Origin of the sequence: Microcoleus sp. BROC3 (genome assembly GCF_036702515.1) — a bacterium.
Lineage (GTDB): Bacteria > Cyanobacteriota > Cyanobacteriia > Cyanobacteriales > Microcoleaceae > Microcoleus.
In genome coordinates this window covers 58,435-85,005 of the sequence record NZ_JAUBTQ010000006.1, presented here as the reverse complement: position 1 = coordinate 85,005, position 26,571 = coordinate 58,435, and the positions used below count along the sequence as shown (strand labels likewise).

General features: G+C 45.0%; 11 protein-coding genes and 1 pseudogene. 10 read left to right on the top strand and 2 right to left on the bottom strand.

What is annotated here, in order from left to right:
• Positions 1–85 precede the first annotated feature (85 nt).
• The 3 genes from QUB30_RS05580 to QUB30_RS05570 all read left to right on the top strand — a co-directional run bounded on the left by QUB30_RS05580 (position 86) and on the right by QUB30_RS05570 (position 12,233).
• Positions 86–1,039: a methyltransferase domain-containing protein gene (locus tag QUB30_RS05580; RefSeq protein WP_333330300.1), complete on the top strand. Its 954-nt coding sequence runs from the start codon at positions 86–88 to the stop codon at positions 1,037–1,039.
• Between the two features lie 99 nt (positions 1,040–1,138).
• Positions 1,139–2,134: a homogentisate phytyltransferase gene (locus QUB30_RS05575; RefSeq protein WP_445300466.1), complete on the top strand. Its 996-nt coding sequence runs from the start codon at positions 1,139–1,141 to the stop codon at positions 2,132–2,134.
• An 85-nt stretch (positions 2,135–2,219) separates the two neighbouring features.
• Positions 2,220–12,233 carry a tetratricopeptide repeat protein gene (locus tag QUB30_RS05570; RefSeq protein WP_333330294.1) on the top strand — a complete coding sequence of 3,338 codons (10,014 nt, stop codon included), beginning with the start codon at positions 2,220–2,222 and terminating at the stop codon, positions 12,231–12,233.
• A 55-nt stretch (positions 12,234–12,288) separates the two neighbouring features.
• Here QUB30_RS05570 and QUB30_RS05565 read toward each other — a convergent pair whose 3' ends face one another.
• Positions 12,289–15,519: a glycosyltransferase gene (locus tag QUB30_RS05565; RefSeq protein WP_333330291.1), complete on the bottom strand. Its 3,231-nt coding sequence runs from the start codon at positions 15,517–15,519 to the stop codon at positions 12,289–12,291.
• Positions 15,520–15,709: 190 nt separating this feature from the next.
• Here QUB30_RS05565 and cobA point away from each other — a divergent pair, with 190 nt between their 5' ends.
• The 6 genes and pseudogenes from cobA to QUB30_RS05535 all read left to right on the top strand — a co-directional run bounded on the left by cobA (position 15,710) and on the right by QUB30_RS05535 (position 21,029).
• Complete coding sequence (gene cobA / locus QUB30_RS05560) at positions 15,710–17,302, top strand: uroporphyrinogen-III C-methyltransferase (RefSeq protein WP_333330288.1); 1,593 nt, start codon at positions 15,710–15,712, stop codon at positions 17,300–17,302.
• 183 nt (positions 17,303–17,485) lie between these two features.
• A complete protein-coding gene (locus tag QUB30_RS05555; RefSeq protein ID WP_333330285.1) occupies positions 17,486–17,959 on the top strand; it encodes a hypothetical protein in 474 nt (157 codons plus the stop codon).
• A gap of 16 nt (positions 17,960–17,975) precedes the next feature.
• Positions 17,976–18,332, top strand: a complete 357-nt coding sequence (locus QUB30_RS05550; protein ID WP_333330282.1) for a type II toxin-antitoxin system death-on-curing family toxin — start codon at positions 17,976–17,978, stop codon at positions 18,330–18,332.
• Between the two features lie 232 nt (positions 18,333–18,564).
• Positions 18,565–19,743: a tetratricopeptide repeat-containing serine protease family protein gene (locus QUB30_RS05545; protein ID WP_333330279.1), complete on the top strand. Its 1,179-nt coding sequence runs from the start codon at positions 18,565–18,567 to the stop codon at positions 19,741–19,743.
• 87 nt (positions 19,744–19,830) lie between these two features.
• Positions 19,831–20,405 (top strand): annotated as a pseudogene (locus tag QUB30_RS05540) (Uma2 family endonuclease).
• A gap of 291 nt (positions 20,406–20,696) precedes the next feature.
• A complete protein-coding gene (locus QUB30_RS05535; RefSeq protein ID WP_333330276.1) occupies positions 20,697–21,029 on the top strand; it encodes a hypothetical protein in 333 nt (110 codons plus the stop codon).
• Positions 21,030–21,346: 317 nt separating this feature from the next.
• Here the strand turns inward: QUB30_RS05535 and QUB30_RS05530 are convergent, their stop codons facing one another.
• Positions 21,347–24,373, bottom strand: a complete 3,027-nt coding sequence (locus QUB30_RS05530; protein ID WP_333330272.1) for a PAS domain S-box protein — start codon at positions 24,371–24,373, stop codon at positions 21,347–21,349.
• 422 nt (positions 24,374–24,795) lie between these two features.
• Here QUB30_RS05530 and QUB30_RS05525 point away from each other — a divergent pair, with 422 nt between their 5' ends.
• Entirely contained in the window at positions 24,796–26,220 is a 1,425-nt protein-coding gene (locus tag QUB30_RS05525; protein WP_333330268.1) for a diguanylate cyclase domain-containing protein, read from the top strand.
• Positions 26,221–26,571 lie beyond the last annotated feature (351 nt).

The window sequence follows — 26,571 nt, the reverse complement described above, 5'->3', positions numbered from 1 at the left end:
GAGACCGATCGAACTCAATCGCCAAATTCTATGACAACAGCGGGAAAATAACGGTAGAATTCCTTTAATAACTTGCGATTCGGCGATGACATCAACACTTTACCAGCAAATTCAGCAACTTTACGACGCTTCTAGCGGTTTGTGGGAGCAGGTGTGGGGCGAACATATGCACCACGGTTACTACGGCCCGGATGGCAATTTGAAAAAAGAGCGCCGACAGGCTCAGATAGATTTGATAGAAGAACTGCTGGCTTGGGCTGGAGTACCGTCAGACAAGACACTGTGTGAATCTTACCGCATTCTCGATGTCGGTTGCGGGATCGGCGGCAGCACGCTGTATTTGACCGAAAAGTTTAGTTCGATCGCTCAAAATAATTTAAAGTTGGATGGCAGGGTCGATCGTGATTTTAGCAGATCGCCCGAACCAAATAAAACGGGCGCTAGCGTTACAGCGACCGGGATTACTCTGAGTCCGGTACAGGCCAACAGAGCGACCGAACGCGCTAGAATTGCTGGGCTAGAAAGCAATGTCAATTTTTTGGTAGCCGATGCTTTGAATATGCCTTTTCCTGACGAGTCATTCGACTTGGTTTGGTCGCTCGAAAGCGGAGAACATATGCCAGACAAAATTAAGTTTTTGCAGGAATGCTGCCGCGTGCTCAAGCCGGGAGGAACTTTGATTTTGGCGACTTGGTGTCACCGCCCGGTGGGAGAAACGGCGGGAGAATTAACTGATGAAGAGAGAAAGCAATTGGCCGAAATTTACCGGGTTTATGCTTTGCCTTACGTGATTTCTTTGCCGGAATATGAGGAAATCGTCCGCAGTTTGCCTTTGACAAGTATTCGCACTGCTGATTGGTCAAAAGCTGTTGCTCCTTTTTGGGATGTGGTGATCGATTCTGCTTTGACTCCGAGCGCGATTTGGGGTTTGCTGACTAGCGGTTGGACGACTGTTCAAGCTGCACTTGCTCTCGGATTGATGAGCCGTGGATATCAGAGCGGGTTGATTCGTTTCGGGCTGATTTGTGCTGTAAAATAACAGGCATATATCAGAGAAGTTTTGAGTCTTGAGTTGATGAGTAAGGTGTGCATTGCACACCTTAGAGAATATTATTTTTTTGGTGCGGGTGTGAGTTTTATGAGCAACGATTCGATTGGCAAGTCTTGGATTGATAAAAATGGCTCGGCTCCGCAAAGCTGGGTGAGGGCATTTTGGGAGTTTTCTCGGCCGCACACAATTGTGGGTACTAGCTTGAGTGTATTGGCTTTGTACGCGATCGCCCAAAGCGCGCGGCTGTTTGTGAATCCTGTATTTTTGCCCCTAGCTTTTGCCTGGTTGGCTTGCATTTGCGGCAATATTTATATTGTGGGATTAAACCAGTTAGAAGATGTTGAAATTGATAAAATAAATAAGCCGTATTTGCCGATCGCCTCGGGAGTGTTTTCTCGGAAAACCGGGGAATTAATTGTAATTGCAACGGGAATTATAGCAATTTTGATTGCTGTTTTGCAAGGCCCGTTTTTGCTGGCTACAGTTGGCGTTAGTTTGGCGATCGGGACTGCTTATTCTCTGCAGCCAATTCGGCTGAAGCGCTTTCCTTTTTGGGCGGCGCTGTGCATTTTTACTGTGCGGGGCGCGATCGTAAATTTAGGGTTATTTCTGCACTTTAATTGGGTGTTGGGTTTGGGTAGGGCGAAAAGCGTTTTTTCGGGCTGGAGTTTGGAGAGTGTGTCTTTTGCGATTCCTGCAGAAGTTTGGGTGCTGACGGTTTTTGTTGTGGTGTTTACATTTGCGATCGCCATTTTTAAAGATATCCCCGACATGGAAGGGGACAAGCAATATAATATTACTACGTTTACGATTGAGCTGGGCAAGCCGGCCGTCTTTAATTTATCTCGCTGGGTGTTGACGGTTTGTTATTTGGGCGCGACTTTGGCGGGAGCGATCGTATTGTCTAATGTTAATTTAGTGTTTCTGGCAGTTTCTCATTTGGCGGCTTTGGGTTTGATGTGGTTTTGGAGTACGAAAGTTGATTTGGACGATAAAATAGAAGTTGCTGCATTTTATCAATTTATTTGGAAGTTGTTTTTCTTAGAATATCTAATTTTTCCCGCAGCTTGTTTGTTGGGGTAGAAGTTCGGCAACGGATTCTGTAACGGATGTAACGGATGTCAGGAAGAAGGAAGTTCGGCAACGGATTCTGTAGCGGATGTAACGGATGTCAGGAAGAAGGAAGTCGGAAGAAGGAAGAAGGAAGAAGGAAGAAGAAAGGGGAAAGAATGAAGGAAGAGTTAACAAGTTAGAACAATTTGGCAATTACCAGTTAGCGAACTCCCAAACAACCAAGACAACTATGGCTTCTCAAAAAAAATTTCGGAAATCTGCCTGCAAACTGGGTGCCGAAGACTCTTTGAAATTAGCTTGGGAACATCACCAAGCGGGCCGTTTGTTAGAAGCTGAGAATTTGTACCGGCAAATAATAGAAGTGCAGCCGGAATCAGCAAACGTGCTGTGTTTGTTGGGAATAGCGGCGAGACAGCAGGGAAAAATTGCAGAGGCGATCGACTTTTACGAACAGGCGATCGCCCAAAACCCCGATTTTGTAGAAGCACATTTAAATAAGGCTAATGTTTTGCTAGATGTAGGCGAGTATCAAAGGGCGATCGCCACTTACGAACAAGTCATCAAAATGCAGCCAAATTCCGCACTAGCTTACAATAATTTGGGCTGGCTCAAACAGCAAGTCGGCGAAATAGACTCGGCAATTTTATATTACCAAACAGCGCTCAAGCTCGATCCCAACCTGCCGGAAACAGCGCACAATTTAGGACATTTATTTAAACAAAAAAATCAGTTAAACGAGGCGACAGCTTATTACGTCCACGCTTTAAAAATTAATCCAAATTTGATATATTCCCTGATGGGATTGGGCACTGTTTTGCACCAGCAGGGGAAATTAGCCGAAGCTTTAAACTGCTACCAGCAAGCTGTAAAACTAGACCCCAAAAATCCCGAATCTCACAACAATGTAGGAGCATTTTACCACGAACAAGGCAATGTAAAAGCCGCAATATCCTACTACAGACAAGCATTAAACTTAAAGCCCGATTTCGTGGAGGCTATTAACAATCTCGGACACGCTTTGGTCGATTTAGGAGAATTTCAAGAAGCTTTTTCTTGTCACAGTCGAGCCTTGGAATTGCAGCCAGACAACGCCACCGCACACCTGGAATTCGCCTTAACTTTGCTCTTGTTCGGAGATTTTCAGCGCGGTTTTGCTGAATATGAGTGGCGGTGGCGCACTCCGCAACTATCGCCCAGGCAATTGAAACAGCCTGTTTGGGATGGTTCAGATTTGCAGGGAAAAACTATTTTACTGCACGTCGAGCAAGGCTTCGGCGATTCGATTCAGTTTATTCGCTACGCCCCAATTCTTCGCAGCCGAGGCGCTAAAGTTATGGTGGCTTGCTATCCAGAACTGCTGCGGTTGTTTGCGACAGTTGCCGGCATTGAATATTTATCAGTTAGTCTTGAGGGTTTGCCAGAATTTGACGTTCACGCACCGCTGATGAGTTTGCCGAGAATTGTGGGGACAACTCTGGAAACAATACCTGCAAATGTTCCTTATTTAGCTTCGCCTGATGAGTGCAAATTTGCGCTTTCTTCTGATGCAAAACTGAAGGTAGGGATTGTTTGGGCGGGGAGCCCGCAGCGCCGGAAAGATCGTCAGCGTTCTTGCAGTTTGAGCGATTTTATTCAATTTTTGGATATTCCGGGAATCGCTTTTTATAGTTTACAAAAAAACTTGTCCCAGAGCGATCGCACTTTGTTGAACCAACACTTAGTGCCGGATTTGAGTCCGCATTTGAGCGACTTTGCTGATACCGCTTCGGCGATATCTCAACTGGATTTAGTCATTAGTGTCGATACGGCTGTGGCGCACTTAGCCGGTGCTTTAGGAAAACCGGTTTGGGTGCTGCTTTCTTTTGCTCCTGACTGGCGCTGGCTGCTGCAGCGCGAAGATAATCCTTGGTATCCAACTGCAAGGCTTTTCCGCCAAAATCAGCCGGAAAGTTGGCAAGAATTGTTTGAAGAAGTAAAGGCGGCTTTGAGTTCTTTTGCGATCGCAAATACTGCTAGTTATTCCGAGGATTCTGCGCACGAGACGCTTGACTTCGTTTCGCTCGCAATGACTGGTAATAATACGGACTCCCTCGATTCTGTGGCTCTCAAAATGACAGAAGCAAGCTTCGGAGACGAGAGCAAACAAAAATTTGTTGCTGCGAGCGAAGCGTTAGCTACAGGCTCCGCAGTCAAGCAATTGCTGGGGGTTGAGACATCTGTGGCGATCGCAACTGGTGGCAAAAATCCGGTTGTTTTAGAGGATTTATTGCGACAAGCAGAACAGTTAATGGAAACAGGCGATAAGGAAGAGGCGATCGCCCTTTACGAACAGATCATATCTCTTGACCCAAATTGCGTTCAAGCGCTGATTAATTTTGGTTTCCTAAAGCAAGAAAATGGCGAGTTAGACGCAGCTATTCCCCATTATCAAGAAGCTTTAGCCCTCGCTCCAAATATTCCTCAAACAGCTTACAACTTGGCAAAAATTTTTGAGGAACAAGGTCAAGTGGAAGAGGCGATCGCGCATTACGAACAAGCTCTTGTCGCTCAACCAGATTTCGTGCCAGCACTGATTAATTTAGCAGTGGCGCTGCAAGAAAAAGGCGAACTTTTAAGGGCGCTCGATCTGTACCGGCGAGCCCTGGAAATTCAGCCGCATAGCTGGGAAGCTTACAACAACCTGGCAACAGTATTGCAAGAACAGGGCAATTTAGAAGATGCGCTGGAGTATTATCACAAAGCTCTAGAATTGCTGCCGGATTTTGTGGAAGCTATCAACAATTTAGGCAGGACGTTTCTGGAAAAAGGCGCGGTAGAAGATGCGATCGCCTGTTACAGACGGGCGATTTATTTAAGTCCCAATCACGCTAGCGCTCACCTGAATTTGTCCTTGGCTTTGCTGTTGGTGGGAGATTTGGAAAATGGTCTCGCAGAATACGAGTGGCGCTGGCAAATTAAAGAATTTCACACTGGTCATTCGTGTTTTTTAACGGGGCCGGAAAATACAGTTTCGGCGAGAGAATACCGGCCGCTGTGGGACGGTTCTGATTTGGTGGGAAAGACTATTTTGCTCCACGCCGAACAAGGTTTAGGCGATTCGCTTCAGTTTATCCGCTACGCTGCGATCGTCAAAAATAAAGGCGGTAGGGTAATTGTTGGCTGTTACCCGCAATTGCACCGTTTGTTTGCAACGGTTGACGGCATTGATTTGCTAATAGTTAAAGGCGAGCCGCTGCCGGAATTTGACGTGCAAGCGCCAATGTTGAGTTTGCCGTATATTATCGGTACAAAGCTGGAAACAATACCGGCAAATACTGCTTATTTATCTCCGCCGGCGGGTGCGGATTTTGGGCTTTTGCCCGATCGCAATTTGAAAGTTGGCATTGTCTGGGCGGGGAATCCAAAACACCGCAAAAACAAGCAGCGTTCGTGCAGTTTAAGCCAGTTTATGCCGCTTTTAGACGTTTCGGGGGTAAGTTTTTACAGCTTGCAGAAAGACGTTCCCGAGGCCGATCGCGCGCTGTTGAATCAAACGCCGATCGTAGATTTGAGCCCGCATTTTGACGATTTGGCCGATACTGCTGCTGCGATCGCCAAACTAGATTTAGTGATTAGTGTCGATACCGCTGTCGCCCATTTGGCGGGCGCTTTGGGCAAACCGGTGTGGATTTTGCTGGCGTTTTCGCCCGATTGGCGGTGGCTGCTGGAGCGCGAAGACAGTCCTTGGTATCCGACGGCGCGGCTGTTCCGGCAGCATCAGCGGGGCGACTGGGAGGATGTTTTCGGTCGGGTGGCTCAAGCTTTGGGCTGCCAGGTTTCCGCAGCATCTGCGCCGTCGGATTTGGCGGATGCAGAGTTTCGGTTGGGTCGAGATTTGCAGCAGCAAAGGCAGTTTCGCGGTGCGATCGAGTGTTACGAGCGGGCGATCGCGATCGATCCAAATTATGCGGCCGCTCACAGCAATTTAGGCGTTGTCAAACAGCACACTGGCAGGCTCCCAGAGGCGATCGCGCACTACCGACAAGCGCTAGCAATTGACCGCAATTTGGCGGAAACTGCGAGCAATTTGGGCAGCGCGCTCGCGGAAGCAGGGGAGACTCAAGAGGCGATCGCAGAATATGAGCGGGCGCTCAATTTGAACCCTAATTGCGCGGAAGCGCTGATTAATTTGGGCCTGTTGCGGGAAGGACAAGGGGATGTGACGGAGGCTGTAAGCTGCTACGAGCAAGCGATTCAAGTTAATCCTAATTGCGCTGCGGCTTATTTGAATTTGGGAATTACTTTGGAGGAACAAGGGGAGGAAGGGGAAGCGATCCCGAATTACGAACGGGCGATCGCGAATTACGAACGGGCGATCGCGATCGATCCAAATTATTTCGATGCCTTGCACAACTTAGCATACGCCTCGATCCGGCAGGGGCGAGTTGCAGATGCGATCGCATACTACGATCGAGCTCTGACGCTGCAACCGGATTTGGCCCAAACCGATCTTGCTTTGGGGAGTTGGCTGTCAAACCAAGATAAGTTAGATGAGGCTCTAGCTTTTTGCCAGCAGGCGATTCAGAAATTGCCAGCCTCAGCAGAGGCTCGCTGCAATCTGGGAATTGTCCTGCACAAACAGGGCAAAATTGAAGAGGCGATCGCCTGCTACCACCAAGCTTTGAGCCTGAAACCAGACTTTCCAGAAGCTTTGAACAATCTCGGCAAAGCTTTTGAGGAAGCGGGAAAAATGGCAGAGGCGATCGATTGTTACCATCGGGCGATCGAACTCAAACCCGGTTATATCAATCCTCTCAACAGTTTGGCAAGTGCTTTTCACGATCGCGGACAATTTGTAGATGCTGTCACCTGCTACAGCCAAGCAGTTAAATTCAATATCGGCAATCCCGAATCTCACCTAAATTTAGCTTTAGCTTTACTGCTGGCGGGAGATTTTCAGCGCGGTTTTTCCGAGTACGAATGGCGGCTACTGGTTAAACAAAAACAGTCCCCGCGCCACAACTTTCACCAACCTATTTGGGATGGCAAAGATTTGCAGGAAAAAACTATTTTGCTTTGCCCGGAACAGGGTTTAGGCGATGCAATTCAGTTTATCCGCTACGCAGATTTAGTCAAGCAAAAAGGCGGTAGGGTAATTGTTTGGTGTTTGCCGCAGTTGCAGCGCTTATTTGCACAAGTTTCGGGAATCGATGCGTTAATAGTTAGTCCAGAGAATGCGCCGGATTTTCAAGTTCGCGCGCAGCTAATGAGTTTGCCTCACATTCTGGGAACAACTTTAGAAAATATACCTGCGAAAGTTCCTTATTTAGCTCCGCCCCCGGGTTTGGAATTTACTCTCAGTCCAACTGCTAATTTGAAAGTAGGGATTGTGTGGTCGGGAAATCCTCAATATTCGCAAAATAAGGTGCGATCGTTACCGCTGAATTTGTTAACTAAACTGTTAGATATTCCCGGAGCAAATTTTTACAGTTTGCAAAAGGAAATAACAGCAGAGGATCGCGCTTTGTTAGAGCAAATGCCCGTAACAGATTTAAGCTCTTATTTGCACGACTTTGCCGATACTGCGGCGGCAATCTCGGCTCTGGATTTAGTGATTTCTGTAGATACTTCTGTGGCGCACTTGGCCGGTGCTTTGGGCAAACCAGTGTGGATTTTGCTGTGTTTTGTGCCGGATTGGCGGTGGATGTTGCAACGCGAAGATAGTCCTTGGTATCCGACGGCGCGGCTGTTTCGCCAGTCTAAAGCGGGGGATTGGGAAGGAGTTTTAGAACAAGCTAGTTTGGCGCTGAGAGAAAGAATTTGCCAGCATGAGGAAGCTCAACTGCCAAGAGAAACTTATCCCAATATTGAATTGTCTCAAAAACATTTCAATCGGGGAAATATTCTCAAAGCGCAAGGTAGATTTGCCGAGGCGATCGCTTGTTTTAAAAAGGCTTTAGTTTTGCAGCCGAATTCGATAGAAGCCGCCACTAATTTGGCAGTGACGCTGCACCAAACAGGCGATTTAGCCGAAGCTGCCACCTATTATCAGCGCGCGGTCGAAATCGACCAGAACTGCGCTCAAGCGCAAAATAACTTGGGTATTTTGCTGCAAGAGCAAGGCAATACAGCCGATGCTGTATCTTGCTTTCAAAAGGCGATCGCCCTAAATCCAATGTACGTCAAAGCTCTCAACAATCTCGGCGCGACACTCCAGCAGCAGGGCGAGTTGCCGAGTGCGATCGCGTGTTTTCATCAAGCACTTTCCATCAATTCCAATTACGTGCCAGCCCTGGTAAATTTGGGCGTGGCGATGCAAGCAAAATGTCAGCTAGCAGAGGCAGAAAGGCTTTACGAGCGCGCAATTGAAGCAGAACCAAACAATCCTGCAGGACACTATCACCTGGGAACTTTATGCTTGGGTGCGGGTAAAATAGAACAGGCAATTTCTAGCTTAGAACGAGCCATATTTTTGAACCAGAATTATCTAGAAGCTATCACTAATTTAGGCAGTGCTGTAGAACAACTAGGAGACATAAATCGAGCAATTTTGTGTTACAATAAAGCAATACAAATCGATGTTAATTGTGTAAAAGCTCACTTCAATTTAGCCTTAGTCCTGCTGTTGACTGGGGACTTGCCGCGCGGTTTAGCAGAATACGAGTGGCGCTGGCAAACAGAACAGGCGAAAAAAATGCAGCGGTTGAATTTCGATCGGCCGGTTTGGGATGGTTCAGAGTTGAACGGGCAAACTATTTTGCTCCGATCCGAACAAGGTTTGGGCGACGCAATTCAATTTGTGCGTTACGCGGCAATCGTGCAGCAAAAAGGCGGCAAAGTAATCATTTCTTGCTATCAAGAACTGAAGCGTTTATTTAAGCAGATTCCTGGCATCCAACAAGTGGCGGTTCGGATGGAGGAATTGCCGGATTTCCAAGTGCAAGCACCGCTGATGAGTTTGCCGCATATTCTGGGAACAAATTTAGAAAGTATACCGGCAAATGTTCCTTATTTAGCTGCGCCGCCGAATTGGCAATTTTCCCTAAATTGCGTGAAGCGCAGCTATCCCGTAGGGAATCGCAATTTCAAAATAGGGATTGTGTGGGCTGGAAGTTCGGAACATTTGAAGGATTTTCAGCGATCGAGCGATTTAAGTTATTTCCTGAAATTGTTAGATATTGCGGGTGTAAGTTTTTACAGTCTTCAGAAAGAAGTGTCTGCGGGCGATCGTACTTTGTTAACTCAAATTCCCGTGATAGATTTGAGCGACAATTTGAACGATTTTGCCGATACTGCGGCGGTGATATCGCAACTAGATTTAGTAATCTGCGTGGATACTGCTGTCGCGCACTTAGCCGGTGCTTTGGGTAAACCCGTATGGATTTTGCTGTGTTTTATGCCGGATTGGCGGTGGATGTTGGAACGCGAAGACAGCCCTTGGTATCCGACGGCGCGGCTGTTTCGGCAGCAAACACCGGGTGATTGGGAGGAAGTATTCGATCGCATAAAAACAGCCTTAAAACACCTAATCTCTACTCGTTACCAGGCTGAGTCGGGGAACGCAGATTCTGATGCTGTGCCTCAACTTTCCTTGTCACCTGCACAGGTAGAATTTTACATAGCAAATACCTTAAAAAAACAAGGTAAAAAAGCAGCCGCAGCCGCTCGCTACGAACAAGTAATCTCAGCCTCACCCACCCATGCAGAAGCCCACAGTTATTTAGGTTATTTTAAACAGGAAAACGGCCAAATAACCGAGGCAATTTCGCACTACAAACAAGCGCTTGAAACCAATCCCAACCTGAGTGAAACAAACTTATATTTAGGTTGCGCCCTGGAAGAACAAGGAAAAGTTATCGAGGCGATCGACTGGTATACTAAAGCAATTCAACTATCTCCAGAATCTCCCAATTGGCGCTTGAGGCTAGCGTTAGCTTTGCTTTTGACTGGCAATTTCCAGCGTGGTTTTGCCGAGTACGAATCGCGCTGGCAAACTCAAGAATTGGAACCCAGATATTTCGCCCAACCGCTTTGGGACGGCTCAGGTTTGCAGGGAAAAACGATTTTATTGCACCCAGAACAAGGTTTGGGCGATACGATACAATTTATCCGCTACGCACCTTTAGTCAAGCAAAAAGGCGGCAAAGTTGTTGTGGCTTGTCATGTCTTGCTGAAGCGTTTATTTGAAGGAATTGCAGGAGTCGATCGAGTAATAGCGCGGTCGAGCGATTTGGTAGATTTTCAAGTGCAAGCGCCGCTGTTAAGTTTGCCGCGAATTTTGGGAACAACTTTGGAAAATATACCGGCAAAGATTCCTTATTTAGCCCCGCCACAGGATTTTAAATTTTCTCTAGAACCAAACAATCAACTAAAAGTAGGTATTGTGTGGGCGGGTGGCGCGCTGCACCGCAAGGATCATCAGCGATCGTGTAAATTGAGCCATTTTGTCAAATTTTTAGATGTTGCTGGAACGACTTTTTACAGCCTTCAGAAAGATTTGTCTGGGGGCGATATCACTTTGTTTAATCGACATAAAATTGAAGATTTGAGCGAACATTGCGTCGATTTTGCCGACACAGCAGCAATTATTTCGCAACTCGATTTAGTAATTTGCGTAGATACTTCTGTGGCGCACTTGGCCGGTGCTTTGGGCAAACCAGTCTGGATTTTGCTGTCTTTCGTGCCCGATTGGCGCTGGATGCTGGAACGCGAAGATAGCCCTTGGTATCCCACTGTGCGGTTGTTTAGGCAGCAAACAGCGGGTGATTGGGATGGAGTTTGCGATCGTATAAAAGCAGCCTTAGAACAGCTAATTTCCCCTCCTCTCCCTCGTTACCAGGCTCTGCCTGGTAACGCATATTCAGAGGCTCCGCCTCGGCTTCAACCCCCAGATACTCCGCCTCAAATCCAACGCCCAGAAACTCCCCCACAGATTACCGGAATCGGCATCAGTTGGCCAGTCAGCATCACCAGCGGCTGGGGAATTTACGGCATGAATTTAACACTGCAACTGCTGCGAAATCCCGCCTGGGAGGTTGCACTTTTAGTACCGCCATCTATCACCTCAGAATCTATCAATCCGCTGCATAAATCCCTGTTATTACCTGTAGTAGAAAAGCAGAAAAATTTTCAGGAATTAGTAACCGCAAATTCAGACAAACAGATTACTTGCAACTTTCCCGTACTTTACGCTTTGGGGAATAATTTAGCATCCTCTGGAGTGGAGAATCAAATTACCAGCGCTTCTCAAGTAGGAGTCATCTTTTTTGAAGACACGCGAATCACAGCAGAAGCACTAGAAAAAGCAAAAAAATATAGCGCGATTGTTGCAGGTTCCAACTGGAATGCGGATGTTTTGAGAAGCTGCGGCTTGACTAATGTGGCGATGGTAAATCAAGGAATTGACCCCGCAATTTTTCATCCTGCACCCAAATCTAATCTATTTGGCGATCGCTTCGTCATTTTCTCTGGCGGCAAACTGGAATATCGCAAAGGTCAAGATATTGTAATTGCCGCTTTCAAACGATTTCGCGCCAAACATCCAGAGGCTTTGTTACTAACAACATGGCACAACTTCTGGCCTCAGTATATGTTGGGAATCGAACAAACCGGAAACGTTGCCGGACTTCCCAATATCAACCGCGACGGAAGTTTAGGAATTTCCCAATGGTTGGTGGCTAACGGTTTGCAGACTGACTCTTTTATCGACATCGGCTTAATTCCCAATCACCTCGCCGGACAAATTTTGCGAGAAGCTGACTGCGCTGTTTTCACCAACCGCTGCGAAGGCGGCACTAATTTAGTCGCAATGGAAAGTATGGCCTGCGGAATTCCGACTATTTTATCAGCAAATACTGGTCATTTAGACTTGATTTACAGCAACATTTGCTATCCTTTATCGAGTCAAGGAAAAGTAAAACCTACGGCTCATTTTCCCGGTGTAGAAGGTTGGGGAGAGTCTGAGGTTGCAGAAGTTATCGATGCTTTGGAACAAGTTTATACTAATCGCGAAGAATCAAAACGTCGCGGTTTAGCTGCGGCTAACTTTATGCTAGATTGGACTTGGGAAAAACAAGTTAAGCGTTTTTTGGATGTGATTGCCGATATGTATATAACACTAAAGTCCTGACTACAAACTTTCGGAAAATTGTTCGTAGTAAAGACTTTAGTCCTTATAAAAAAGATTAATTGGCGATTGATTGCAATAGTTTGTTAGCACTGTTTACACTTTCAATATCGTATAGTTCTGGATTGTAAGAAACAATTTGTGCTACCAATTTATGATGGTAACTTTGAGCAGTTTCATTCCTAGAACCATGAACGCGACGATAATTAAGAACTATTTCTCTCGTTCCCAAAAAAGGAATGCTATGTTTGTGACAATTAACCCAAAATTCCCAATCCTCATAACCTTCTTTCATCTCTGCTTTGTAACCGTTGACCAAATTCCAAACTGATTTGTGATACAATGAAGACGTGCAAATCATATTAGATTGTTTGATATTTTTTGGTGAATATAAATCATAACTGGGTATTGTGTGATTTTCATTGCCGCCAAAAAGTTGATAAGAACCAAATGCTACGCAAGGTACTTTGGATTTTAGACATATTTCTAAAAGACAAATCAAGGCATTTGGAGCTAAGATATCATCGGCATCTAAGGGCATTATGTATTGGCCGTTTGCTGCCGCTATGCCAGTATTTCTAGCCATTGATATCCCTTGATTAGCTTGTTCTATTAGCCTAATTTGATGCTGGGGATTTGCTGCTATCAAATTTTTGGCTGCTGTGCTAGTAGTATCTAAGCTGCCATCATTGACAATGATTATTTCCCAATTTTTGTAAGTTTGATTGATAACGCTAGTTACTGCTTGCGACAAAAAATGAGCTTGATTGTAACAGGGAATAATCACAGATATCAAAGGTTGACTTTCAATCTGTGGCGAAGCCCCAATTTGCGGGACGCTTTCAGGATGGTTTGAATGTGAGTTTTCGCTAGAATTTCGAGCCGCTTGTAAGCCGTAAAAATAAATCTTTGGATGAACAATCGCTAATAGATTTAAATCGGTATTTTGATACTCATTTACTAACCGGGGATATTTCGATAAGTATTCTTGTTTGACAAAAATTAAGATATTCTGAGCGTACCAAGGCTCTACTTTTTCATTGTTCCAGATTTTTTTTCTCAAGCAATCAATGACTGCAAAACCATTTTGCTGAAAGTAATAAGCCCAATATTGTGGCCACTGTTCGTTAACGTGTTCGACACCGCCTTGAAATGGTATTGCTGCTGAAAACAAAATTACTGGTGCTAGTTTAGTTAGAGAATTAACAAAGTTTTCCGCACAGGTACTGGGTAAATGTTCCGCAACTTCCAGAGAAATTGCCAAATCAAACTTTCTTTCTACTTGCAGCGGTTGCTTTAAGTCGTAAGACTTGAACTGATTTAAAGGAATTTCTAAAAGAGTGCGATCGACATAATCGCCATTTATTCCCAAACAATCAGCAATTCCCAACTTGTGAAACGCAGCTAACCAACTGCCCGTACCGCAGCCCACATCCACCACACTTTTAGGTAAAATGGGTTGCAGCAAGTCTAACAGCAGGGGAATAATTTCTATAGCAGAACTGCGAGTTCCTTCTCCGATTAATTGGTAAAAATCTCTTGTATAAGATGACTGTTGCTTTTGATTGATTTGGCTGCCTCTTTGAGAATTAATTGCCTCTAAACTGCTAATTTTGTAACCGTGCAAATGTGCTGGCAACTGCCAGGAAATATTGGGATCGGGTTGATGTTTTACTGGCTCGACATTGCCCCGCCAAGCAGCCCCCATAATTTGCATTGTTTGATATACTACTGTTTGCCATCCCCTTTGCTTCAAGTAATCTAAACCTTTACCAACATCTGGAGCGGTTAAATCGTGAAATAAAATTATTGCATCTTCCTCAGCCAATTTTTCACACGCAATGGCATCATTTAACGGCCCATCACCTCCGTGTTCTCCGTCAATAAAAATTAACGACCATTTGCGGTTGAATTGAGCAGAAAATTCTTCTACTCTTTGAGGGCTGTAGCCCGGTATTAGCTCGACGGTCGTTTGAACTCCCGACGCATTTAAAGCACCTTGAATTGAATCGATTACGCTTTGTCTGATATCTTCTCTTTCTAACAGCGGATCGACGACATCTAACTCAACTCCTGCGAGGGCTAAGTGACAGGCCGACCACCCTAGCCAGCAGCCTATTTCTAAGGCTTTTTTACCTTTGAATTGCAGGGCTGTATTGTAAAGAATATGTGCTTCGTCGCGGCTGAGAAATCCGACTGAATTAGCACGGCGATCGACATACCAATTGTGCTGAATTTCCCGTCGCAGGTAAGGCCACTGACAAGTCTGAGGATCGGCGACAATCATGTTGGGAAAGTGCGCATCCGGAAGGATTATTTTCAATCCGGGCGAGACGTAATCTCCGGCGGGCAATAAAGTATTGTTTGTGATTTCCGATAACGGCGGTAAGGTCATTTTTTCTGGTGTAAAATTAGGATAGTTTGGCTTGTTTTTCGGTTGGTAGCGGAGACTAATTTCTATTTGATTTCCGTCAGTTGTTGCTAATTTTACCAAGTCGTGTTTGTGGCCAGTGATGTGCAGAATGCCGATCGCCTCCTGTGGCAAATACGGCTCCACAAAACAGGCTTGCTGCTTGTCCCAAACGGGCAAACCAAAGTTGCAACTCCAGTTGTACCGAGCGGGCAGCATCTCTGTGTTGTCAAACATTTCAGTGCCGTAAACTAACCGATTTAAAGCTATTTGGTCGCTCATTAAAGAAACGTGTCGCTGCAATCCCTGTTCCAGGTATTCTGCCCAAGTTTCCCAATGGGGGGCGTCTTTTTGCAGCGCGAAAACACCTGCATTTATGGTTGGATAGCTGTGCAAATTTTGGGCGACTTCTTCGCCAAAAGCTGCTTGATAATCCTGGTAAACAAACTGCCAGTACCAAGGCAGTTTGCCGTAAGCTAAATAATAACCCCGGTCGAGTTCTGGAACAACTGCTAAACCGCGTTTAGCCGCGCCTTTAACTAACAGTTCAACGGCTTGCCAATCTTGCACCCAAGCATCGGCATCTATCCAAAGGTAGATGTCAAAATTGGGAAAATATCGACGGAGAAACGGACGCGCTAAAAGTCCTTTGAGATAGTGAGGGGCTTCATTTTTGCCCGGAAAGTCAAAGTTCCAATCGGGCTTTTGAATGATATTAACTTGTGTTTTTAACCACTGCAACTGTTCCGGAGTGCAGCCGAGATCGAAAAAGCCGATCGCCACATTTTCGCCCTCGGGTTTTTCCCGCACCGATAAAATAGTGCCTCGCACCAATTCAAAGTAATTTGCATCGGCGGCCGTGATGATGATAATCTGCATAAATAGTAACGGGTGCATCTCGTTGGGTGGGGACGGGTTTATTTAACCTGTTTGCACCGTTGAGGGGAAGGGGTGAACCCGCCCCTACAGGCTGCTTGAAAAGTCTGATTAAATTATAGGGTAGGGTAGGGTGCGCCGAAGCACCGCAATATTCATAAAACTATACTATTGAGACGATCGAGGAGGAATTGTGAAAAACCACAAAGGGAAAGTTTATCTAGTCGGTGCTGGGCCCGGAGATTGTAACTTGATGACAGTACGATCGCACAAACTGCTATCCCAAGCCGAAGTCCTAATCTACGACGCTCTCATCGACATCCCGCAACTCGAATTAATCCCAGCAACTTGTCGGAAAATCGAAGTCGGGAAACGCGGCGGCCAACCTTCCACCCAGCAGCAAGAAATTAACCGTTTGCTGGTAGAACATTGCAAACTAGGAAAACAAGTAATCCGCTTAAAAAGCGGCGATCCGTTTATTTTTGGTCGTTCGAGTTCCGAAATTCAAGCATTAATCACAGCGGAATGCGAGTTTGAAGTAATACCCGGAATTTCATCCGCCTTAGCCGCTCCTTTACTAGCAGGAATTCCCCTCACCGATCCGGTAATGAGTCGCTGTTTTGCAGTGATGAGCGCCCATGAACCGGATGCTCTGGAATGGGAAGCATTAGTGCAGATAGAAACTTTGGTAATATTGATGGGAGGGCGCAATTTAAACGAGATAATTTGGCAATTGCAAAAGCACGGACGATCGCCCGAAACTCCGATCGCCATTATCCGAGATTGCGGCCGCCCCGAACAGCAAATATGGCTGGGCACTCTCTCAAATATTGTACAGCAAACAGCAGGTCAATCTCTATCGCCTTGCGTGATAATAATTGGGGAAGTAGTCAGATTGCGCGAATATTTAATCCAGCCAAAAAGCACAAATATGATCGATACACCAGTCACCACTAATAACAGCCAATTGCCGCTAGCAGGAAAAACCATTTTAGTTACGCGATCGGCTTCTCAGTCGGCTGAATTTAGCGATCGACTCCAGCAACAAGGAGCCCGCGTTATCGAAATGCCCGCCTTGGTAATTGGGCCCCCTTCGAGTTGGGAACCCTTAGACAGTGCGATCGCACAATTGTCAAGCTTTCACTGGTTAATTCTCACTTCCCACAACGCTGTAGACTGCTTTTTCCAACGATTACAAGCAAAAGGCAAAGACGCCCGCAGCTTGTTTGGTATTAAAATCGCAGTTGTCGGGAAAAAAACAGCAGAAAGTTTGCGATCGCACTCTCTACAACCAGACTTTATTCCACCCAATTTTGTCGCCGATTCCCTCGTCGAGAATTTCCCCTGGCAGGGCGGGCACGGGGGCACCGCCCCTACAAACTGCAAAATCCTATTTCCCAGAGTAGAAAGCGGCGGCAGAGAAGTTTTAGTTAAAGAATTCACCGCCAAAGGAGCGCAAGTAATAGAAGTGCCAGCTTACCAATCTTGCTGTCCCGAAACAATCGATCCGATCGCCCTATCCGCACTCCAAAATCAAGCCGTAAATATTATAACTTTTGCCAGTTCCAAAACTGTGCATAACTTTTGCAATCTCATAGAAAAAAGTCCCGACTTGTCCCTGTCTAACGATTGGTTACAAAGCGTTTGCATCGCATCCATCGGGCCGGAAACTTCCAAAAGCTGTCAGAATTTATTGGGTAAGTTAGATGTGGAAGCCAAAGAATACACGTTAGACGGATTGACTGAGGCGATCGTTGAATGGGTTGCAGAATATCAAAATTTGTAAGTGCGATCGAACAGCCGTTAATTATCTAAACTGTAGGTGGTAAAAGGGTTATAATACCAATTTAAAAAAATCCGGGTAAGGACACGGCAGTGCCGTGTCCCTACAGATGCTCGCGTACAATCTCTCACTTGCAAAACTTTTATGAATTAGGATAAAATAGTTGTAAGATAACTAGGAGGAAATATGACCGCCAAAGACCAACTTCTTCAAGAACTAGACCAAGTACCAGAACCTATGTTGAAAGAAGTGCTGGTGTTTGTACTAGCCCTGAATGCAAAACAGCCTGTAAAAGCAGAAAAAAGTGATGTTTGGAACGCTTACCTAGCATCTAAAAAAGAACTAGAGGACGTTGACCCTGTACCAGAACCTATGTTGAAAGAAGTGCTGGAGTTTGTACTATACCTGAAGACAAAACAGCCTGTAAAAGCAGAAAAAAGTGATGTTTGGAACGCTTACCTAGTCTCTAAAAAAGAACGAGAGGAGGTTTACCGTGTACCAAAACCTAGGTTGAAAGAAGTGCTGGAGTTTATACTAGCCCTGAAGCCAATACAGCCTGTAAAAGCAGAAAAAAGTGATCTAGAAGCCAAAGCATGGCAGGCATATCTAGATTCAGAACGCGAAAGAAAGGAGGTTTACCGTCGCCTTGCCAACTCCTAATTTTGTCAGAAAAAGTATGGTTTTAAGGATCCACGCCAGACAGATAGAGAGATTGGGTGGCACTCCCGGCGTTAGAGATGAAGGCTTGTTGGAGTCCGCTTTGGCTCAACCGCAAGCAACTTTTGGCGGTCAATTTTTGCATCCAACGATTAGCGAACAAGCTGCAGCCTATCTCTATCACATAGCGATGAATCATCCCTTTATTGACGGCAATAAACGAACGGCATTTGCAGTGACAGATACCTTTTTGCGTTTGAATGGTTGCGCTCTGAATTTGACGGACGATCGAGCATATGATTTAGTTATGCGAGTCGCGCGGGGAACGATGACTAAGGAAGAATTAAGCAGGGAGTTCGAGTCATGTATTGTTTAGTTTTAATAAGTAAGTTGGGCAGCCTGCAGGGAGATTAATTAAGCTACGCAGTGCGCACCTTACAGTGAAATAGGGAATCGCGGAACAAAAAAGCGAGTAAAATTATCACTAAAGAACAAAGCCGATCGCCTTTGCGTCAAATCAGTAATAAAACTAAACAGAAAAAAGCACAAACCGCCGATCGCCCTTTCTTCCCCAAATCCCGCTACCCAACTACTAATTAGCAATAGCCATGAATATAAATTTTTCTCGTTACGACACCTTAAGCACCCTGCTAGCAGGAACTACCGCAGCATTAACCATAGTCATCAGCCAACCCGCGATCGCCAAAACCCCCCAAGAAGTCGCCAGCATTGCCGGGCCGCTGACAGTACAAATTAACAGTTCCCTAGGAGACGGTTCTGGCGTAATTATTGCCAAAACAGGCAAAACATACACAGTTTTAACAGTCAATCACGTCGTAGAAAAAGCAGACGTGAAATACACCGTTCGCACGTCTAAAGGCAAAAACTATCAAGCAACCTCCGTCACCCGTTTGCAAACCGCCGAAACTGACCCGGATTTAGCCGTAGTCAAATTTGAAAGTCCCGAAGAATATCCAGTCGCGACGATCGCCGATTCCGATCGAGCCGTCATCGGCACTCAAATCTTCGTTTACGGGTATCCCGCTACGGGCGGACTTTTCGGCGCTGAACGAGAACCTGAACTCTCTCCCGGACTCGTTACCAGCCGCCCCGGCAACCGCCCGGAAGGTTACACTTTGCGGTATCAGGCCGTAACTTGGAGCGGCATGAGTGGCGGCCCAGTTTTTGACTCCGAAGGCCGAGTCATCGGTTTACACGGACAAGGGGAATTCGGTTTCGCGCAAACCAGTTCCGGCGAAGTCGCCCCGATTAAAACCGGATTTAACGCAGCAGTTCCGATCAATACATTTATCGCGAAGCTAGTGGCGGCGGGAATCAACAAATCTGAGTTGAAAGTAGACAATACTCCCGCAACTCAAGGCCCCGTATCCACCGCCAATCCGCAAGACGCCCAAGCTTATTATTTTCGAGGACTTTCGCGGTTAGATCAAGACAATCCTTCGGGGGCGATCGATGATTTCACCCAAGCACTCAAATTAAAGCCCAACTACACTCCTGAATTGCATTTCAACATCGGCAATGCCCGCACTCTTCTCGCCAGCATCGAGACAACCCGCGCGCCCAGCGCTATTGAAGCATACACGCTGGCGATCGAAGCCAATCCCGGCTTTGCCGACGCCTACTACAACCGAGCTTTAGCTTACCTGGACAACAAAAACCAACCGAAAGCAATTGCCGACTTTCAAAAAGCAGCAGAACTTTACAAACAAGGCGGAAGAACCAGCGCCTATCAAGACGCGCTCAACAGAATCAAACAATTGCAGTAGAATTACAAGTTAACAATTAAGAATTAAAAATGAATAATCCCATTTTTAATTCTTAATCAACTTTATACAAACAGCAGGTAAATAACAATGACTGCTATCACCTTAAACCTCAATTCCATTATCAAACTAACTTCCGAGCAGTTTTATCAACTGTGCGAAGAAAACCCGGAATTGAAACTTGAACGCAACGCCAACGGAGAATTAATTGTCATGCCGCCAACCGGAGGAGAAACAGGAAAAAGCAACTCAAAAGCGAATGCTCAAATCTGGACGTGGAACGATCGAACTGAACTCGGAGAAGTGTTTGATTCCTCCACAGGGTTTACTCTGCCCAATAAAGCCGATCTCCTGATGTCTCCTGGGTAGAAAAATCCCGCTGGTCAGCTTTGACACCCGAACAAAAAGACAAATTTATCCCCTTGTGTCCTGATTTTGTAATCGAGTTTCTTTCTCCGAGTGACAGATTGACAAAGACTCAGGAAAAAATCCAAGAATATATGCAAAATGGCAGCCGTTTGGGTTGGTTGATTAACCGCAAAAAACGAGAAGTAGAAATTTATCGTCCCGGTCAAGAAGTGGAAGTTTTACAATGTCCTCTCACCCTTTCTGGGGAAAATGTTTTGCCGGGATTTGTTCTCAATTTGCAAAAAATTTGGAATTAGCAAAATTCACTTTTGACTTATTATATCATCTTCAATAAAATAACCGTTACCCTTTCCTAGTGAGGAATGCAAGTCAGAGCGAGTTTGCTCAGGACTTTGGGTACTCACTACTAACCATTTTTATTATTATCGTTCCAGCGGACATAATATTAGCTTAAAAATTAATAAAATTATAAGTACCCATAAAATTAACAGGCTAGAATTAGGGTTCCAACAATTCCAGCTACAAATGTCACATTAGAATAATTAAAAACACTTTTTGACCTGCAACTTGTCACAGACGACCAATTTTTGAGAGAATGGCAAGACCAATTGCCAGAAATCACCGACTTTCAAAAACGACAGCTAGATCAGATTAAAGCGGGTTACTTCACCTTGCTAGAGTATCCGCCAATGCTGGAAAAAACCATCAGTTTGTCCCTCGCCTATCCGCTGTTATTTGTCGGCGACTTTTTTCTGCATCCTTTCTACATTAAACCCAAAAAATCCGTCGAAATTTCCGAAGAAGATGAAGGCGCTATCATCAAAGGCAGCATCAACACTTTAGTTTTAAAAGAGCTGTTTTGGCTGATGGTAAGAGAATCGAAACTCTTTTCGTTTTCGAGCGAATCTGGCTTGGCGTAACCCTTAGCTTATATGCTGGCAAATCCCAACCCGGACAAACCTAGTTACAGCATACTTACTACAGTTTGTGACAGTTTTTATTCAAAAATTACCACATATTGGGTGTGTTAAAATAATACATAGGGTAATTTTTTTTCCATCTATAAAAGAGATAATTAACCCGCATTTGGTATTATTGATGAACAGTTGAAACCCTTATTTAAGCGTGGGTTGATGGCGGCTGCGGAGCCTTTAAGGTACCCGCAGCAAACCCAGCGGGTAAAGAGATTGGGAATTATGGGAGAGGTTTATTGGAGATATAGCCACAAACTCGATAACTAAACTGGATTCGGGAGCAGAGGTCGAATTAACTCCACAATTTGCTCATACTTAAAGTTATTGACAGAATCAATTAGCGCACTGGAAAGGGTTGATTGAGATGCGGGAATTAGTTTAATTAGCTCGTTCATGACTTCAGGATCGACATAGTAGGCAGCTTGATACATTTGTTCTAACCACTGAGAGGACATCACGGCTAGATCTTCTGGAGATAAAGAATCAACAAATAGTTGTTGGGAATCTTTTCCTACAACTGTGTAGATGTACTCTACTCCCAAGTGTTGAGCGAGTTTGTCAAAGACGAGCCTTTCCTGAAATGGCTTGCTCATAAAGTCGTCACAACCAGCCATAAGAGCTTTCTCTCGATCTTCTTCAAAAGCACTGGCAGTTAAAGCAATAATGACAGTCTCTTGTCCCTGAGGGTGTTCTCTAATGCGTTTGGTAGCTGTGTAGCCATCCACGATCGGCATTCGTAGATCCATCCAAATCAGGTGTGGTAACCAACTTTCCCACAGGGATAGTGCTTCAACTCCCTGTGTTGCTTCCCGCACCTCAAAACCGACTGAGGTAAGGAGTTTGACCAATAAGCGGCGATTTTCCTCTACATCTTCAACAACAAGGATGCGGTAAGTTGGTTGTCCTGAAGCTATACCAATCACTCTTTGTTTAGGCAATTCTGAGGCAAGGCAGACTGCTTGAGGTAACTTTACCCCAATTTCAAAGTAAAAAATGCTGCCCTGATTCAATGTGCTTTGAACCCGAATCTGACTGCCCATGAGTTGGACAAATCTTTGGCTGATAGCTAGACCTAGACCAGTACCTTGATTCAATTTATTCCCAGCTTCAGCTTGCACGAACGCCTTAAATAAGCTGTCAACTTCTGTTGGAGCAATTCCCACTCCAGTATCCTCAATTTCAAAACATAGGCGACAGGACGTTTGGTCGCTCTGTTCCGCTCTTACTCGTAAAGTGACGCTTCCTTGATTAGTAAACTTAATCGCATTACCGAGCAGATTGACTAAGACTTGATAGAGTTTTTTCTCATCGCTATGCACGCATTGGGGAAGATTGGACTCTCGCTCGACAATTAGTTTCAATCCTTTAGATAGCGCTTTAATTTGCAACATTTCTTCAATAGAAATTAGCAAAAATTTTAGGTCAAAATCAGAAAGAGAGAGTGTCATCTTTCCGCTCTCAATTTTGGATAAATCTAAAATGTCGTTAATCAATTCCAATAAATGTGTCCCGCTACGATTGACGATCGCCAGATCTTTTTGGAGTTCGGGAGTCAGAACAGGATCGTAACTCATCAATTGCGTAAATCCCAAAATAGCATTGAGAGGAGTACGGAGTTCGTGGCTCATATTGGACAGGAACATACTTTTGGCTCGGTTTGCTGTTTCTGCGGCTTCTTTAGCTTGCTGAAGTTCCAACTCGGCTTGTTTGCGATCGCTAATGTCAACTAAATATCCCAAGATTTCCACTGGTCTACCTGCAGGATCTCGAATTAGTCTGAGTTGACCGAGTATCCAGCGATAAACCCCATCTGAGCGACGAAGACGGTATTCATGGAAATAAAAATCATTGACGAATAGATTGGCTAAGCCATTAATTACTCGTTCTAGATCATCTGGGTGTAAGTTATGCACCCAAAATTCATCATCTTCTAAAAACGCAATGCTTTCATAGCCCAATACATCTTTGACATTTTCGCTGATGAACGTTGCTCCATAATCGCCATAAGGTTTACAGCTAAAAATAACGACGGGGCTGTAGTTCAGGAGAAAGTTGAGGCGATTTGTGGTAGCCTGCAAAGCTTGCTCAGCTTGTTTGAGATCTGTCACATCCTCCTCAACCGCAACATATACGGTTCCATATTCAGGATGCTCAAACCTAGACGTATGAACCCTGCACCAAAAAAGTCTTCCATCTTTTTTCTTATTGTAGACTTCATATTGTGCTTCTCCGTTCTGCTCAATTTGAGTGATAATATCTAGAACGCTTGCGTCTGGTCTAATCTCTGTATCGACATAATTCAAGATACCAACGGGTTGACCTGCGAGTTCGCCATCTGTGTAGCCAAACATAGCGTCTAATTTGGGATTGGTGTAGACTATCGTGAGATCAGAGGCTTTAATTAAACACACTCCACCTGCCATGTTATGCATAATAACACTCTGAAGTTCTAGCGTCTTTCGAGCTTCTTTTCGAGCGGTAATGTCTTGGATTTGAGCAATAAAATGCAGTGGATTTCCCTGTTCATCTTGTACTAGCGAGCCATCAAGAAGAATCCAAATTATATGTCCTTGTTTATGAAAATACCGTTTTTCGATTTGGTAAGTTGAAATTGTTCCTGCTAATAGTTGATGTGCATAACTAAGATCCAGGTCTAAATCGTCGGGATGGGTAATGTATTGGAAAGTTAACGCTAACAACTCTTCTGAGGAGTAGCCAAGAATCTGACATAAGGCAGGATTGACTTTAACCCAGTGCCCATCAAGTGAAACGATCCCCATTCCAATAGACGCATTTTCAAACGCATTGCGAAACTGCTCTTCACTGTTTCGTAAAGCCACCTCAATTTGTTTGCGTTCGTTTTCAGCCCGCTGGCGCTCGTCGATCTCCTTCTCTAAGGCTTGATTTGCCGTAATAAGTTGAGCTGGACTAGGTAAAGCTAAGGCTGATGGAATTAAAAACACTAGCTCAGATGCAGTATATATAGAAATCAGAGCAGTAATAGCTTTAAGTCCTCCAGAAAGCCAATAAGTAGGAAACCAAAGCGTCCAAATTTCCATGATATGAGTTGTACCACAGGCAATTATGAAGGCGCCAAACAGAAAAAATACGTTCTGAAATGGAGTATCTTGGCGCTGTCGCACAAAGTAGATTAGCATGATTGGGATGGAGTAGTAAGCTAAAGCAATTAAACCATCGGATAAAATATGTAATCCTACTAAGTTTGTTTGCCAGAGATAGCAGTGACCGTGAGGAATGAATCCTCCACTTTCAAAAAATTCTGTAATCATATCTAACCTGCATTATTAATGAGTGCTGAAGTGTTTAGCGATTGAGTTCTGCCATTGCCCGCTTCATCGTCGAAGTCTTACCGGGAAAACCACTTTTGAGTAGGGAGATGCCAAATTGCCAACCTAGCAGCACGAGACATCCGATCGCAATGACGAGTAGACTTGCCCTTTAAGAAATGTGCTTGTTCATAAATCGGCTGCTTGGGTTGCAAAAATCTTCTCCTCATGTTACCCGAAACGAAGAAGGGCAACCACGGGGGGATTATTCCTACCTCAACAACTCAGATATTGTAGGGGCTGTGCCAGCGTGCCACTCCTAGAACTCTGCGATCGCAGGACTTCTTGCTGCGTCAAGTGAGTTAATAACCTAATAATTCAAGTATACTCTTGTTCATAGGGTTATATTTCTCTAGCATAAAAGTATGGAAAATAGTAGGAGTGTCCATAGAACTAGCGATCGGGTTAGCGATCCAGCTACAAACAACCGAGGCAATATTTTAATTGTTGACGATCTGCCTGATAACCTGCGTCTTCTGGGCCGTACTTTGAGCGCACACGGTTATAAAGTTCGCAGTGTCACAACAGGCGCAATGGCGATCCGAGCCGCCCAATCGCCATCGACGGAACTAATTTTACTCGACATTAAATTGCCCGATTTGGATGGCTATGAAGTTTGTAAACAATTAAAATCTGGCGAGAAAACCGCAGGCATTCCGATAATTTTTTTGAGTGCTCTCAATGCAACTTTCAATAAGGTTCAGGGGCTGGCTGTTGGTGGCGTAGATTATATTGCTAAGCCGTTTCAAGTTGAAGAAGTATTAGCTCGTGTCGAAACTCACCTAACCATCCGACGGTTGCAACAAAGCCTCCAAGAGCAGAATTTACGTCTCTTGAGAGAAATCGAAGAACGCCAACGTCTCGAAGCGTCCCTCTTTGCCGAAAAAGAACTCGCTCAAGTGACTCTCCAATCAATTGGTGATGCAGTTATTACTACCAATGCTCAAGGTAATGTGCGATTTTTCAATCCAATCGCTGAGCAACTGACAGGCTGGAAGGCTCATGAGGCTAAGGGACTCCCCCTGTCTACAGTATTTGAAATTGTCAATGAAGTAACGCAAAAGCCAGTAGAGAATCCGATCGGCAAGGCTCTGTTGGAGAAGCGAATTGTGGGCTTAGCTAACCATACTAAACTGATTGCGCGCGATGGGAGGGAGTATGCCATTGAGCACTCAGCAGCACCGATTCGAGACTGCCAAGGTCAAATTATCGGGGCAGTCATCGTCTTTCATGATGTTACCGAATCGCGCAATCTTGCTCGTCAACTCTCTTGGGAAGCCAGTCACGATGCTCTGACGGGTTTAATCAACCGTCGAGGATTTGAGCAGCGACTAATTGAGGCGATCGCCTCTGTTCAAGATAGCAATCACCAGCACGCTCTCTGTTATTTAGATTTAGATAAGTTCAAAGTCGTTAACGATACCGCAGGTCATTGTGCTGGCGATGAGCTACTGCGCCAAATTACTACACTTTTACAAAATGGAGTCCGCGCTAATGACACACTGGCTCGCTTGGGAGGTGACGAGTTTGGTCTTTTGCTTAATAAGTGTCCCCTCTCTAAAGCAGCTCAGATTGCGGAAAACCTCAAAAACCTAGTGCATCAGTTTCGGTTTATTTGGGATAGCAAAACCTTTATCATCGGGGTCAGTATTGGAGTTGTTGCCCTTAACCAAGCCAGCCAAGATTTGATGGAGGTTATGGGGGCGGCTGATGCAGCTTGTTATGCTGCCAAAGGCAAAGGTCGCAACTGTGTTCATGTTTATCGTCTAGATGATGGCGAACTCATATAATTAGACAACGTGGTGAGAGGCAGTTGATTTCCAACATCAGCCGTGCGTTAGAAACCAATCGTTTTTGTCTCTACTTCCAAAAGATTGGCTCTATTACCTTTAATATCAAATCCGTTAGCATCGGAATAGTAAATTCGAGTTCACTGTTCGCTGTTGACGGTTGACTGTTCACGGCGTCAACAGTCAACCGTCAACATCATAAGGAGTGTAACCGGAAATGATATAACCCATTATTAGAGCATTATGAAATTTTGTTAAAAATGCTAGACAAAAACGGAGAAAGCGTGGATTCCAATGAGTTGATTCTCGCCACCTAGCGTTAGGGCTGGATAATCAAGAGCGATTGTTGTG

What these genes read in the sequence shown, in the direction of transcription:
- QUB30_RS05570 (WP_333330294.1), top strand. Translation starts at nt 2,220, where the DNA reads ATGTCAGGAAGAAGGAAGTCGGAAGAAGGAAGAAGGAAGAAGGAAGAA.
- QUB30_RS05545 (WP_333330279.1), top strand. Translation starts at nt 18,565, where the DNA reads ATGAATATAAATTTTTCTCGTTACGACACCTTAAGCACCCTGCTAGCA.
- QUB30_RS05525 (WP_333330268.1), top strand. Translation starts at nt 24,796, where the DNA reads ATGGAAAATAGTAGGAGTGTCCATAGAACTAGCGATCGGGTTAGCGAT.
- QUB30_RS05550 (WP_333330282.1), top strand. Translation starts at nt 17,976, where the DNA reads ATGGTTTTAAGGATCCACGCCAGACAGATAGAGAGATTGGGTGGCACT.
- QUB30_RS05580 (WP_333330300.1), top strand. Translation starts at nt 86, where the DNA reads ATGACATCAACACTTTACCAGCAAATTCAGCAACTTTACGACGCTTCT.
- QUB30_RS05575 (WP_445300466.1), top strand. Translation starts at nt 1,139, where the DNA reads ATGAGCAACGATTCGATTGGCAAGTCTTGGATTGATAAAAATGGCTCG.
- QUB30_RS05555 (WP_333330285.1), top strand. Translation starts at nt 17,486, where the DNA reads ATGACCGCCAAAGACCAACTTCTTCAAGAACTAGACCAAGTACCAGAA.
- QUB30_RS05565 (WP_333330291.1), bottom strand. Translation starts at nt 15,519, where the DNA reads ATGCAGATTATCATCATCACGGCCGCCGATGCAAATTACTTTGAATTG.
- QUB30_RS05530 (WP_333330272.1), bottom strand. Translation starts at nt 24,373, where the DNA reads ATGATTACAGAATTTTTTGAAAGTGGAGGATTCATTCCTCACGGTCAC.